This window comes from Fuchsiella alkaliacetigena, from assembly GCF_023227765.1.
GTDB classification, from domain to species: domain Bacteria; phylum Bacillota; class Halanaerobiia; order Halobacteroidales; family Acetohalobiaceae; genus Fuchsiella; species Fuchsiella alkaliacetigena.
The window spans coordinates 17,121-30,265 of sequence record NZ_JALKBZ010000009.1 but is presented as its reverse complement, the minus strand read 5'-3'; the positions used below and the strand labels follow the sequence as shown (position 1 = coordinate 30,265).

The 13,145-nt window shown below is 41.5% G+C and carries 10 protein-coding genes; all 10 read left to right on the top strand.

The genetic code is table 11. From position 1 onward, the window contains the following. Positions 1-44: 44 nt before the first annotated feature. Positions 45-1,544 (top strand): sugar ABC transporter ATP-binding protein, encoded by a 1,500-nt coding sequence (locus MWH30_RS04000; protein WP_282706183.1) that lies wholly within the window; start codon positions 45-47, stop codon positions 1,542-1,544. Positions 1,545-1,574: 30 nt separating this feature from the next. Further along, positions 1,575-2,597, top strand: a complete 1,023-nt coding sequence (iolG, locus tag MWH30_RS03995; RefSeq protein ID WP_248662762.1) for an inositol 2-dehydrogenase — start codon at positions 1,575-1,577, stop codon at positions 2,595-2,597. A gap of 32 nt (positions 2,598-2,629) precedes the next feature. Next, on the top strand, positions 2,630-3,460 hold the full coding sequence (locus tag MWH30_RS03990; RefSeq protein WP_248662761.1) for a sugar phosphate isomerase/epimerase family protein: 831 nt from the start codon (positions 2,630-2,632) through the stop codon (positions 3,458-3,460). Between the two features lie 30 nt (positions 3,461-3,490). Continuing rightward, complete coding sequence (locus tag MWH30_RS03985; RefSeq protein WP_248662760.1) at positions 3,491-4,285, top strand: SDR family NAD(P)-dependent oxidoreductase; 795 nt, start codon at positions 3,491-3,493, stop codon at positions 4,283-4,285. 215 nt (positions 4,286-4,500) lie between these two features. Further along, entirely contained in the window at positions 4,501-5,706 is a 1,206-nt protein-coding gene (locus tag MWH30_RS03980) for a M24 family metallopeptidase (protein ID WP_248662759.1), read from the top strand. Between the two features lie 200 nt (positions 5,707-5,906). Continuing rightward, a complete protein-coding gene (locus MWH30_RS03975) occupies positions 5,907-6,866 on the top strand; it encodes a thiamine pyrophosphate-dependent dehydrogenase E1 component subunit alpha (protein ID WP_282706178.1) in 960 nt (319 codons plus the stop codon). Positions 6,867-6,890: 24 nt separating this feature from the next. Further along, complete coding sequence (locus MWH30_RS03970) at positions 6,891-7,877, top strand: alpha-ketoacid dehydrogenase subunit beta (RefSeq protein ID WP_248662758.1); 987 nt, start codon at positions 6,891-6,893, stop codon at positions 7,875-7,877. Between the two features lie 12 nt (positions 7,878-7,889). Next, on the top strand, positions 7,890-9,227 hold the full coding sequence (locus tag MWH30_RS03965; RefSeq protein WP_248662757.1) for a dihydrolipoamide acetyltransferase family protein: 1,338 nt from the start codon (positions 7,890-7,892) through the stop codon (positions 9,225-9,227). A 24-nt stretch (positions 9,228-9,251) separates the two neighbouring features. Next, complete coding sequence (gene lpdA / locus MWH30_RS03960; RefSeq protein ID WP_248662756.1) at positions 9,252-10,952, top strand: dihydrolipoyl dehydrogenase; 1,701 nt, start codon at positions 9,252-9,254, stop codon at positions 10,950-10,952. A 30-nt stretch (positions 10,953-10,982) separates the two neighbouring features. Then, a complete protein-coding gene (locus MWH30_RS03955; protein WP_248662755.1) occupies positions 10,983-12,875 on the top strand; it encodes an aldehyde ferredoxin oxidoreductase family protein in 1,893 nt (630 codons plus the stop codon). Positions 12,876-13,145 lie beyond the last annotated feature (270 nt).

Genomic DNA, 13,145 nt, shown 5'->3' with positions numbered 1-13,145 from the left:
TTGGGAGGTGTTTAAAGGTGAAAGAAAATGAATGTATTCTGGAGATGAGAAATATAACTAAGACCTTTCCTGGAGTAAAGGCTCTTGATAAGGTTAACTTTGAGGTTAAGAAAGGAGAGGTTCATGCTTTAGTAGGAGAAAATGGAGCAGGCAAGTCCACACTGATGAAGGTATTATCGGGGATTCATTCACCAAGTGAGGGTGAAATAATTTATCAGGGAAAAAAAGTAGAGTTTGCTGGTCCTCTTGATGCCAAAGCTAAGGGAGTAGTTTTAATTCATCAGGAGCTGTCTTTAGTTGACGAGATGACAGTAGCAGAGAATATATTTTTAGGTGACTTACCTCGTAATAAGTTTGGATTTATAGACTGGAAGGGCTTAAATAAACGAAGTAAGGAGCTTTTAGAAAGATTGGAGTGTGAGTTTGAGCCTACTGAGTTAGTAGGTAGGTTATCCATTGCCCGTCAGCAGATGGTTGAGATTGCTAGAGGCTTAACTCAAGATGTTAATATAGTTGTATTTGATGAGCCCACAGCTTCCTTGACTCAAGAGGAAGAGAAGGTACTATTTGAGAATATTAATCGTTTGCGAGAACAAGGGACGGCTATAGTTTATATTTCACATAGGTTAAATGAAATATTCCAAATTTCTGATCGAATTACAGTATTACGTGATGGAGAGATGACTGGTCTTTTGAATACAGCAGAGACTAATGAATGTGAGCTAACCAGTTTAATGATTGGTCGCGATCTTGAAGATCATTTAGACTTTGAGAAGCGAGGTAGAGATGAAATAGGCAAAGAAGTATTAAAAGTTGAGGGTCTTAGCAAGGATGGACTTTTTAATGATATCAGCTTTAGTATTCATGAAGGAGAGGTATTAGGTCTATCAGGACTTGTTGGGGCAGGAAGGTCTGAATTAGCAGAGACTATTTTTGGAGTAAGGAAGGCAGATAGTGGTAAGATCTTTCTTGAAGGGGATGAGATTAAAGTAGGAGATGCTAATAAGTCAGTAGACTTAGGAATAGGCTTTGTGCCTGAAAATCGTAAAGAGCAAGGCTTAATCTTAGGTAGAAGTGTGCTAGATAATCTCAGCTTAGCTAAGATTCGTAATCTGAATCGTTATGGATTTATTAAGGGTAGAGAAGAGAAGCTTATTTATCAGGATTATCAAGATAAGTTGGATATCAAAACACCTAGTTCAAAGCAGCAGGTTAAAAATTTAAGTGGGGGAAATCAACAGAAGGTAATTATGGCTAAATGGTTATGTATTAATCCTAAACTACTTATTTTAGATGAGCCGACGGTTGGAATTGATGTGGGAACTAAGGCAGAGATTCATAAGCTAATTAGGAAGTTAGCAGCCGCAGGAATTGCTGTGCTAGTGATCTCTTCTGAGATGCCTGAGGTTATGGGAGTTAGTGATAGAATTCTAACTATGTATCACGGCGAGATTACTGGCGAATTTTATGCAGAGGAAGCAACTGAAGAAAAGCTAATTAAGGGGATTACTGGTATAGAAGCAGGAGCATGTAAGGTAGGTTAAAAATATCAACTAAGAGAAGGGGTGTTGAAAATGGACAAGGTTAGAGTAGGAGTAATTGGCATGGGAAGACAGGGTAAGATTCATTCTAAGAATCTGGCTTATAAGATTTCGGATGCTGAGTTAGTCTGTGTAGCAGAGATTTATTTAGACGAGGCAAAAGAGTGGGCCGAAGCTGAGGGATTAGCCGCTGATATTGACATGTATAAAGACTATCGTCAGGTTTTGGAGCGCGAGGATGTTGATGCAGTAATTGTAGCCTCTTCAACGGATACACATGCTCAAGTAGTTAAGGATGCCTGTAAGGCTCAAAAGGATATTCTGTGTGAGAAGCCTATAGCTCCAACTCTTGAAGAGATCGATGAAGTTTTGGAGATAGTTGAAGAGTCAGGAGTTAAGTTTATGGTAGCCTTTAATAGAAGGTTTGACCCTACCTTTAGTCGAGTCAGAGAGCATGTGGAGAATGGCAATGTTGGCCAGCCGCATATTGTCAACATCACCAGTAGAGATCCGGAGCCTCCTCATTATGAATACCTGAAAGTCTGTGGGGGTATCTTCTTCGATACAACAGTGCATGACTTTGATATGGCTCGTTATCTAAGCGGAGATGAGATAGTTGAGGTTTACGCTACAGGAAGTGTATTAGTTGATGAAAAGATTGGAGAGTTGGGCGATTTAGATACTACAATGCTTACCCTTAAGTTTAAGAGTGGGGCAGTCGGCTCTATAAATAACTCCCGCGAGACTGGCTATAGCTATGATCAGCGCGTAGAGGTCTTTGGTTCTAAAGGTTGTGCAGTTGCTAATAATGAAACTCCAAATAGAGTTGAACTTACAAATCCGGAAGGAACTCATAAGGATGTACCGCTTTACTTTAATATAGAGAGATATCCAGAAGCATTTTTAGGTGAGGCAGAAGCCTTTGTGAAAGCGGTAAAGAATGATGAAGAGCCTCCAGTTACTGGAGAAGATGGTAGAATCGCAGTAGTGCTGTCGATGGCTGCTCAAAAGTCATATGAGGAGAATAGACCTGTTAAGATTGAAGAAATAGGTTAAATCAAAATAGCACAACAAGGAGGTGAGTATAGTTGTCAGCGAAGATAAAGCTAGGAATTTGTCAATGGTGTTTGCCGGTGGAAGGGCCCTATGGTGTTAAGTTGGCTGCTGAACTTGGCTTTGATGGTATACAACTGAATATTGGTACTCATCAAAAAGGCTTTCTTTTATCGAAGCAGGTTGTGAAGGAGGCTTACTTGGAACTAGGAGCAGAGTTTGGAATTGAGTTTCCTTCTATTGTAACTACTGAGCTTGATAATTACAGCATGGTAGCTGCTGAAGACTCTAAAGAGTACCAAATAGCAATGATGAGTATTACTAAAGCTATAGATGCAGCAGCAGCTATGGAGATTCCAATGGTGATGATCCCTAGTTTTGCTAGAAGTGATATTAGATCTGAAGAGGCCTTTGCTCGAGCTGTGGAAGTTTTAAAGTATAGTTGTGATTATGCTCAGGAACGAGGGGTTAAGATTGGTACTGAAAGCTTGCTGTCCGTTGAAAGACTATTAAAGTTACTTGCAGAAGTAGATAGACCTAATTTAGAGCTCTACTTTGATACCCAGAACCATTACTTGCGGGAAGGTTATAGTATTCCCCAGATGTTAAGAGAACTGCTTCCCAATCTCTATCCTGAGATTCATGTCAAAGATGGTAAGGATGGTGACTTAAGCGGGGCCCTATTGGGTGAAGGAGATACTGACTTTTATAAGTCAATGGAAGTCCTAAAGGAGAATAATTATTCTGGTTGGTTAATCTCAGAAAACTACTATAATCAGCGACCACTAAGCCTAGAAAGTGATGATCCCGTTGAACTGATCAGGCAGGATATTGAAACTTTAAAGAAGGTTTTTAACTTAAACTAACTATAAAACTAATAAAAAGGAGAGATATCAATGAGTGAATTCAGAGAAGTTAAAGGTAAGGTAGCAGTAGTTACAGGAGCGGCGCGAGGTATTGGAGCAGGTGCTGCAAAGAAGATGGCAGAGGAAGGGATTAACGTAGTTGTAAGCGATATTCTTCCTGAGGTGCACGAGACATTTAAGGAGATTCAAGAGGAAAACCCTGATATTGATGGCTTTGCTATGGAAGTAGATGTATCAAATGAGGAACAGGTAAAGGAATTGATCGATAAAACAGTTGATGAGTTGGGACAGATAGACATTTTAGTTAATAATGCTGGAATTCACGCCGGAGCAGCAAAGATCTGGGAAGTTGAAGTGGAAGATGTAGATAAGTTAATGGCAGTAAACTTTAAAGGTCAGCTTTATGGCTGCAAGTATGCTTCCCGATACATGAAAGAACAAGAAAGCGGAACTATTGTTAATATAGGTTCTTTCTTTGGCAAGGTAGGGCATGCTGATTCTTCTGTGTACGGTGCTACTAAAGCTGCTGTGCATACAATGACTCAGGCTATATCTCTAGAACTTGCTCCTTACAATGTAAATGTAAATGCTTTATGTCCTGGATTGGCAGCAACAGAGATGCACTGGGACTTTGTAGAACAGGATGCTGACAAGTTAGGTATTACTTTTGAAGAGATGAAGCAAAAAGAGTTAGATGAGATTCCTTTAGGTAGATATGGTTATGGTAAGGATATGGCTGGAGCAGTTATGTTCTTAGCTTCTAAAGCAGGAGAGTATATTACTGGTCAGTTGATCAATGTTAATGGTGGGCTGGACTTTTCTTAAACTATAGTTATCAGCTGTCAGTCATCAGCTATCAGTTATCAGTTAAAAGCAGCTAAGGCTTAGCAACTTTTAAATCTCCATAAATTTTGTATTTGCTAACTGTGGTTTTGATTTAATGTTTTAAGCTTTTGAATTAGCTGATGACTCTAAACTGATAGCTGACAGCTAGATATATTAGATATAATTGAGAACTTAAATATAAGGAGGACGTTAAAATGACTTTAGGAACTATGGCTGTAGATCATGAGTTAAGAATTGATTACGATAAGTTGAGAAAAGATAGATTGCGCAAGACTAGAGAGCAGATGGAGAAGGATGGTTTAGGAGCGCTCTTAGTCTACGATACTGATAATGTTAGATATATTACTAGCACTAAGCTAGGTGAATGGACTAAGGCTAAGTTAAATCGTTACTGTTTATTAGCTAAAGGTCAAGACCCAATACTCTTTGAGATTGGTAGTGCTATTAAGACTAAGAAGAAGCTCTCACCTTGGATTAAGGATATTAGACCGGCTAAAAATAGCATGCGCGGTAGCTTACCAGGGGGAGTAGAGACTGCGGTTAAGGAGATAGCTTCAATACTACATGACTTTGGTTTAGAAGGTGAGCCGGTTGGGGTTGACCTACTAACAGTACCTATGAAAGAAGCCTTTGATAAGTTTAATGTTAATATAGTAGATGGTCAGCAGACTATGCTGGATGCCCAAAAGATTAAGACTAAAGAGGAGCTGCAGTTAATCGAGACTTCAGCGGCTATGGTTGACGGAGCTTATGCTGATATATTGGAGTATACTAAACCTGGAGTAAAGGAGAATGAACTGGCAGCCTTGATGAGAAGTCGTTTATTGGAGCTAGGGGCTGAAAATGTGCATAATGTAAATGTAATTAGTGGCAGCCGTTCTAATCCCCATCCGCACGATTTCTCGGATAGAATCATTAGGCCGGGAGACTTAGTTTTCTTAGATGTAGTTAATGACTTTAATGGTTATAAGACCTGTTACTATAGAACCTTCTGTTGTGGAAAACCAACTGAGGATCAAAAGCGAATCTATCAAAAAGCGTATGACTGGTTATATGACTGTATTGAAAAGATTAAGCCGGGAGCTATGACTGATGAGATTGCTAGATGTTGGCCGGACTATAAGGAGTTAGGTTATGAAAGTGAGTATGAAGCTTTGGCTCTAGAACTGGGTCATGGAATTGGAATAACTCACTGGGCTAAGCCGGTAATTACTCGTGGTCATTCGCTGGAGAATCCAGAAAAGATTGAAAAGAATATGCACTTTGCAGTAGAGACTTATTATGGCGAAGAGGGAATTGGAGGAGCTAGAATTGAAGAGCAGGTGATAGTTACCGAAGATGGCTGTAGAGTAATAACTAAGTTCCCTAGCGATAGATTGATTTCTTGTTGGGATTACTAAGCAAGGATTTTTACTCTTGTTAAAAGTTAACTGTTAACAGTAGTTAATTGATATAAATTTCCATCTACCATACAAATGTTAGTGAAAGCAAATGGAGATTTGCTTTCACTAACTCAAACTAAAACTAAATATTAATTTCTTTAATATGATTGAAATTCATTTATAAAATTGCTTTTTAATTAAAGAAGGAGGTTATTCGATTGGAACTGTCAAAAGAGAGATTACTTAAAATGTATGAAGATATGTTGAAGATACGTCTCTTTGAAGAGAGAGCTATTAAGCTATTCAATAAAGGTTTAATTAGAGGGCCCATGCATGTTTATATCGGTCAAGAGGCTGTGGCTGTAGGAGCCTGTGCTAACTTAAGAGAAGAAGACTACATAACCAGTACTCACCGGGGACATGGGCACTGTATTGCTAAAGGTGGAGAACTCAAAAAGATGACGGCAGAGCTGTTAGGCAAGGCCACTGGTTACTCTAAAGGGAAAGGTGGCTCAATGCATATTGCCGATCCTGAGATTGGAATTTTAGGTGCTAATGGTATTGTAGGAGGCGGGATAGGAATTGCTCCCGGAGCTGCACTTTCAGCTAAGATGAGAGGAACTGATCAGGTAGCAGTCTGTTTCTTTGGCGATGGTGCTACTAATGAAGGAATCTTTCATGAATCTTTAAACTTAGCAGCAGTCTGGGAGTTACCTATTGTATATCTTTGTGAGAATAACAAGTACGGTTTGACCAGTAAGGCAGATGAAGTATTGGCTGTGGAAGATGTGGCCGATAGAGCAGCTAGTTATGATATACCTAGTGAGATTGTAGATGGCAATGATGTGGTAGCTGTTTATGAGGCTGTAAAAAGAGCAGTAGAGAGGGCTAAAGATAGTGGAGGCCCGACCTTGATTGAAGCCAAGACTTATCGCTGGGAAGGACACTTTGTAGGTGACCCCTGTGTTTATCGTGATGACTGTGAGGTTGAGGAGTGGAAAGAGAGATGTCCGATAGATAGACTGGGTGAACTTTTAGTTGAAGAAGGAGCTACTGAAGAAGAGCTAAAAAGTATCAGAGAGCAGATTGAGCAGGACTTAGATGAAGCGGTTGACTTTGCTCAAAGCAGTCCAGAACCAGAGGTTGAGAGTATATTTGCAGATATTTTTGTAGATTAGTTAGCTTAGAAAGGAGATGACAAAATGAGAGAGCTAAGTGTTCGCGAAGCATTAAGAGAAGCAATGCGAGAAGAGATGTATAGAGATGAAAATGTGTTTGTGATGGGTGAAGATATTACTGAGCACGGAGGGATTTATGGAGTTACGCAGGGACTTTATGATGAGTTCGGGGGAGAGAGGATCAGAATTACCCCTATTTCTGAAGCAGTTATTATTGGTAGTGCCTTAGGGGCAGCAATGACAGGGATGAGACCTATTGCTGAATTAATGTATATAGACTTTACTACGGTGGCTATGGATCAGATTGTTAATCAGGCGGCTAAAATGAGATTCATGAGTGGAGGTAAGGTAGAAGTCCCCTTAGTTATTCGTACTCAGGGCGGGGGCGGCAGAGGAAGTGCAGCCCAGCATTCGCAGAGTTTAGAAGCTTGGTTTATGCACGTGCCGGGACTTAAGGTAGTAATGCCTTCTACCCCTTATGATGCTAAGGGATTATTGAAGACGGCTATTAGAGATGATAATCCAGTGCTCTTTGTTGAGCATAAGATGGCCTATAACTTTACTGGTGAGGTTCCGGAAGAAGAGTACTTAATTCCTTTTGGTGAGGCTGATATTAAAAGAGAAGGAAGTGATGTTACAGTAATTGCTAACTCATATATGCTTCCCCGTGCTTTAGAGGCAGCAGAGGATATGGTTAAGGAAGAAGGGCTGAGTGTAGAAGTGATTGATCCTTTAACTTTAGAGCCTTTTGATGAAGAGACTATAGTTAAATCAGTAGCTAAGACTGGTAGATTAGTAGTAGTTCACGAAGCAGTGAAGAGATGTGGCTTTGGGGCTGAGATTGCCGCTAAGATTATGGAGAGCGAAGCCTTTTATTATCTAGATGCTCCTTTAGAGCGAGTAGCAGGAATGGAAGCGCCAGTTCCTTATAATGAGAAATTAGAGATGCATGGAATGCCTAATACAGATAAGATAAAAGCAGCAATTAAAAGAAGTTGTTATGTTAAATAGGAGGTGATAACTTTGGCCTATCAAGTAGAGATGCCTAAGTTCGGCGAGACGATGACAGAAGGTACTATCAGTAAGTGGTTTAAGCAGGAAGGCGAGGAAGTAGTAGAAGGCGAAGCGATTTTTGAGGTGAATACCGATAAGGCCAGTCTGGAGGTGGAAGCACCGGCCAGCGGAGTTCTGGCTAAAATACTGGTTGCAGAGGAAGAGAGTGCTCCCATTAATGAGGTAGTGGCTGTGATTGCTGAGGAAGGTGAGGAGATAGATTACGAGAGTATTAAGGGCAGTGCTAAGCAAGAAGAGTCTGAAGCAGAAGTGGAGAAGACTCCGGCAACTGCTCAGCAAAAGAAAGAAAAGAAAACTTTAAAGCTGAGTGAAAAGGTGAAAGCATCTCCGGCAGCTAGAAGGCTGGCCCGGGAGCAGAGAGTAGAGCTAGCGACTATAACTCCTCAGGATGGTAGAGAGGTAATTATAGCTGCTGATCTAAGGGCCCGCCAGGAAAAAGTACAGGCTACTCCGGTAGCTAAAAAGATGGCCCAAGAAAAAGGAATAGATTTAGCCGAGTTAGAGGGAAGCGGCCCTGGAGGTTGGATAGCTAGAGAGGATGTGGAAGCTTATCTGTCTAGCAAGGAAGAAGCTAGTAGTCTAAAAGCAGAGCAGCCAGTGGCAGAGAGCGGTGAGCAGGAGATACCTATGACTGGGATTAGAAAGATTGTGGCTCAGAGAATGTCCCAGAGTGCCAGTGAGGCTCCTCATGTTACTTTAACTAGTAGAGTAGATATGACAGAAGTAGTGAGCTTAAGAGAGAGATTAAAGGAGAAGGTTGAACAGCGGATTACTTATACCGATATTATTAATCTAGTTACGGCCCAGGCTTTAGCAGAGTATCCAAATCTCAATGCTCATATTAGAGGCGAGAGTATTATTATTAAGGATAGTGTGAATTTAGGATTGGCTGTGGATATAGAGGAAGGATTAGTTGTCCCGGTAATCGATAATGCTGATCAATTGGGCTTAAAAGAATTAGCTAGTCAAAGAGAAGAGTTAGTGGAACAGGCGCTGGCTGGAAAGCTCAGCAGTGAGGAGATGCAGGGTAGCACATTTACTGTTACTAATCTAGGTGGTTTTGGAGTTGAGATCTTTACTCCAATTATAAATTCTCCGGAGGTAGCTATATTGGGAATAGGAAAGATTAGTGAAGAAGCTGTTGTGGTAGAGGGAGAAGTAGTAGCTAGACCTACCTTATGGTTGAGTCTATCCTTTGATCATCGAGCAGTAGATGGAGCCCCAGCAGGTGAGTTTTTACAGCGTTTAAAAGAACTATTCGAGAATCCGGTAGAGTTACTACTATAATATAGAGGGTAAGAGGTGATAACTTTGGCCTATGAAGTGGAGATGCCTAAGTTCGGCGAGACAATGACCGAGGGTACTATCAGTAAGTGGTTTAAGCAGGAAGGCGAGGAAGTAGTAGAGGGAGAAGCAATCTTTGAGGTGAATACCGATAAGGCCAGTCTGGAAGTGGAAGCACCGGCCAGCGGAGTTCTGGCTAAAATACTGGTTGCAGAGGAAGAGAGTGCTCCTATAAATGAGGTAGTGGCTGTGATAGCCAAAGAGGGTGAAGAGATAGATTATCAAGCTAAAGCTGAGGAAAGCAATGAAAGTGTTAGCGAGGGAGAAGCTACTAAAGAAAGTATAGCTGGCGATATAGATTATGATATCTGTGTAATTGGCGGCGGCCCTGGCGGTTATGTAGCCGCCATTAAGGCAGCTCAGTTGGGAGCAAAGGTGGCCTTGGTGGAAGGTGATGAGTTAGGTGGAACCTGTCTTAATAGAGGCTGTATTCCTACTAAGGCCTATCTTAAGCACTCGGAATTACTCCATGAGCTGGAGCGCAGTGCAGAGTTCGGAATAGAGATCGACGGTTACTCTATTAATTGGCCGCAGATGAGAGAGCGTAAGAATAGTGTAGTCCAGAAGTTGACTCAGGGAGTCGGGGGCCTGCTTAAGAAGAAGGGTGTAGATCTATTTAAAGGCTATGGTGAGTTATTAGCTGATAATAGAGTTAAGATAACCGGAGCAGATAATGAAGAGCTCAGGGCCCGTAAGGTTATAATTGCTACTGGCTCTAAGCCTTTTGTTCCCGGGATTCCAGGTGTTGATTTGCCGGGAGTGATAACCAGTAAGGAAGCTTTAGACCTCGAGGAGCTACCGGAATCTATACTAATTATCGGTGGTGGAGTGATCGGGGTAGAGATGGCAACGGTCTTTGCCAGTCTAGATGTAGAGGTAACTATTGTGGAGTTGATGGAAGAAATCCTACCCGGAATTGATAAAGAAGTAGTGCAGATCTTAAGAAAGAACTTAGCTAAGCAGGGGATTAATATCTTGACTGATTCTGAGGTTGAGGAGATTAATTCTAATAATGCTAAGCTGAAAGTTCAGATTAAGACTGCCGAAGGTGTTAAGCCAGTAGAGGTAGCTAAGGTATTGGTTGCTGTAGGTAGAAAGCCTAACCTGCGTGGTTTAGATGAGCTTGATTTAGAGATGGATAATGGACATTTGGTGGTAGACTCTTATTTAAGGACTAGTCAGCCGGATATTTATGCTATTGGTGATGTGATCGGTGAACCGCTGCTGGCCCATGTGGCTTCAGCAGAAGGAATTGTGGCCGCCGAAAATGCAGTAGGTAAAGAGAAGCAGATGGATTATACAGCGGTTCCAGGCTGTATTTATACAATTCCGGAACTGGCTTCGGTAGGTTTGAGCGAAGCAGAAGCAGTAAAGCAGGGCTATCAAGTAGAGGTTGGCAAGTTTCCTTTTATGGCCAGCGGTAAGGCTTTAGCGGCAGGATATCAGGAAGGATTAGTCAAGATTGTAGCAGATAAGGAGTGGGATCAGGTATTGGGAGTACAGATTATTGGCCCTCATGCTACAGAATTAATTGCGGAAGCGACTTTAGCTGTGAAGATGGAGGTAACTACTGAAATTCTGGCTGAAACTATACATGCACATCCTACTTTGGCTGAAACGATAATGGAAGCAGCCCACGACTTAAGCGGAGGAGCTATCCATATTTAAGTTAAAAGGGAAGTATTAGGAGGTAAAATAATGCAAGGTGTTAATGGAAAGATATTAAAGGTTGATCTCAGTAATCAGGAGTATAGCGTTGATGAACACGGAGAGAACTTTTATAGAAAGTATGTAGGGGGCCGTGGTTTTGCTCTCTATTATATGCACCGGGAGTTGGAGCCGGGAATTGATCCTCTTGCTGCAGAGAATATGTTGGTCTTTGCTACTAGCATTGTTGTTGGCGCACCAGGGCCCGCCATTTCCAGACTGATAGTCTGCGGTAAATCACCCTTAACGGGAGGCTTTGGTGAAAGCGAGGCTGGAGGATTCTGGGCTCCAGAGTTAAAGAAAGCCGGTTATGATGCTATAGTTGTAACTGGTAAAGCAGAGCAGCCGGTCTATCTCTGGATTAAGGATGGCCAGGTTGAATTTAGAGATGCTGAGCAACTGTGGGGTAAAGAGACCGGAGAGGTGCAGGACTTAATTAGAGATGAATTAGATGATAAGAGAGTCAGGGTGGCTCAGATTGGGCCCGGGAGTGAGAATTTAGTTAAGTATGGTAATATAACTAATGATCTAGGACACTTTAATGGTCGTAATGGCTTAGGAGCGGTAATGGGTTCTAAGAATTTAAAGGCTATTGCTGTTAAAGGTAGTGAATCAGTAGAGCTGGCCGATAAAGAGAAGGTAATAGAGATTAATAAGTGGACTGCTAAAGAAGGCATGAAGAATCCTTTAGCTGAAGCACTTCACGATGTAGGAACTTTGGGTTCCGTTAGAGCTAATGATGAAGCTGGTGCTTTACCTACTAGAAATTGGAATAAAGGTAAGTTTGACGGGGTAGATGAGATAGCTGGTGAGACCTGGCGCGATACTATTGGTAAGAAAGGGAAAGGCTGCTTTGCCTGTCCGATTAGATGTAAGCGAGTAGTAGAGGTAGATCAGGATTCAATCAAGGTTGATCCTAAGTATGGCGGGCCCGAGTATGAGACAGTAGGTGCTTTAGGTTCCACGTTGGAAATAAAGAGTAGAGAAGTAATTGCTAAGGCTAATGAACTATGTAATAAGTATACCTTGGATACTATATCCACCGGAATGACTATTGCCCTAGCTATGGAGTGTTATGAAAATGGTCTGCTGAGCCAAGAAGATTGTGATGGTCTGGAGTTAAACTTTGGTAATCAAGATGCTGTCTTAACTTTGATAGAGAAGATAGCTCAGCGAGAAGGAATAGGTGATCTTTTGGCCGAGGGAAGTTTGAGAGCAGCAGAGGAGATCGGTCAAGGAGCTGAAAAATATGTTCATCAGGTTAAGGGGCAAGAAGTAGCTATGCACGATCCCCGAGTAAAGACTGGAGTAGGTTTACAGTATGCTCTAGCTGATTACGGGGCCGACCATATGAAGGCTGCTCACGATACCTTTTATACTGCTGAAGATACTTATGGTACTAAGACTACTAAGGCTTTGGGAATCTATGAGCCAGTAGACCCCTTATCTATGGGAGCAGATAAGGCCAGACTATTTATGAATCTTGATATTTACTGGACTTTAATTGACATGTTAGGTGCCTGTTGCTTTGGTTATGTCCCCCGGGGGCCAGTACCTTTGCAGATGTTAGTAGAGTTAGTACAGGCGGTAACTGGCTTGGATATCAGTTTAAGAGAGTTGATGGAGGCAGCAGAGCGGAGTATAGATATGGCTCGAGTCTTTAACAATAAAGAAGGTTTTACTAGTGAAGATGATGTACTGCCGGAGAGGTTCTTTGAAGACTTTAACGATGGCCCTCTACAGGGAGAAGGCGCAATAGATCGTGATGACTTCTATGAGGCAGTTAAGTTGCGCTATGAAATGATGGGCTGGGATCCGGAAACTGGTGTACCGAAGAGGTCTAAGTTGGTGAAGTTGGGCATTGATTGGATAGTAGTTAAGTAATTTAAGTCTTATTACGTTAGCTTAATATAACCTGTTGTGCTAGTTGAAATTAAATTAATGTGTTTAGGTGTGGTGCGTTTTAAAGCCTCCACTTACGATAATGTTCTGGATCTATCACGTCCTGAAAAGGATGTTTTGGAGTGACTTCAAGATTTTTTCGTAATTATCTAAAATAAACTAAAATCTTAATAAGAGTACAAACAATCTTAATTTTAGCTAAAATTAATGTTAATAGCTCAGAAAAAAGCTTGTGGAACGGAGAAACACCTT

Excerpts from the sequence above, each read along its gene's own strand:
- MWH30_RS04000 (WP_282706183.1), top strand. The coding sequence starts at position 45 with ATGAGAAATATAACTAAGACCTTTCCTGGAGTAAAGGCTCTTGATAAG.
- iolG (WP_248662762.1), top strand. The coding sequence starts at position 1,575 with ATGGACAAGGTTAGAGTAGGAGTAATTGGCATGGGAAGACAGGGTAAG.
- MWH30_RS03985 (WP_248662760.1), top strand. The coding sequence starts at position 3,491 with ATGAGTGAATTCAGAGAAGTTAAAGGTAAGGTAGCAGTAGTTACAGGA.
- MWH30_RS03980 (WP_248662759.1), top strand. The coding sequence starts at position 4,501 with ATGACTTTAGGAACTATGGCTGTAGATCATGAGTTAAGAATTGATTAC.
- MWH30_RS03970 (WP_248662758.1), top strand. The coding sequence starts at position 6,891 with ATGAGAGAGCTAAGTGTTCGCGAAGCATTAAGAGAAGCAATGCGAGAA.
- MWH30_RS03955 (WP_248662755.1), top strand. The coding sequence starts at position 10,983 with ATGCAAGGTGTTAATGGAAAGATATTAAAGGTTGATCTCAGTAATCAG.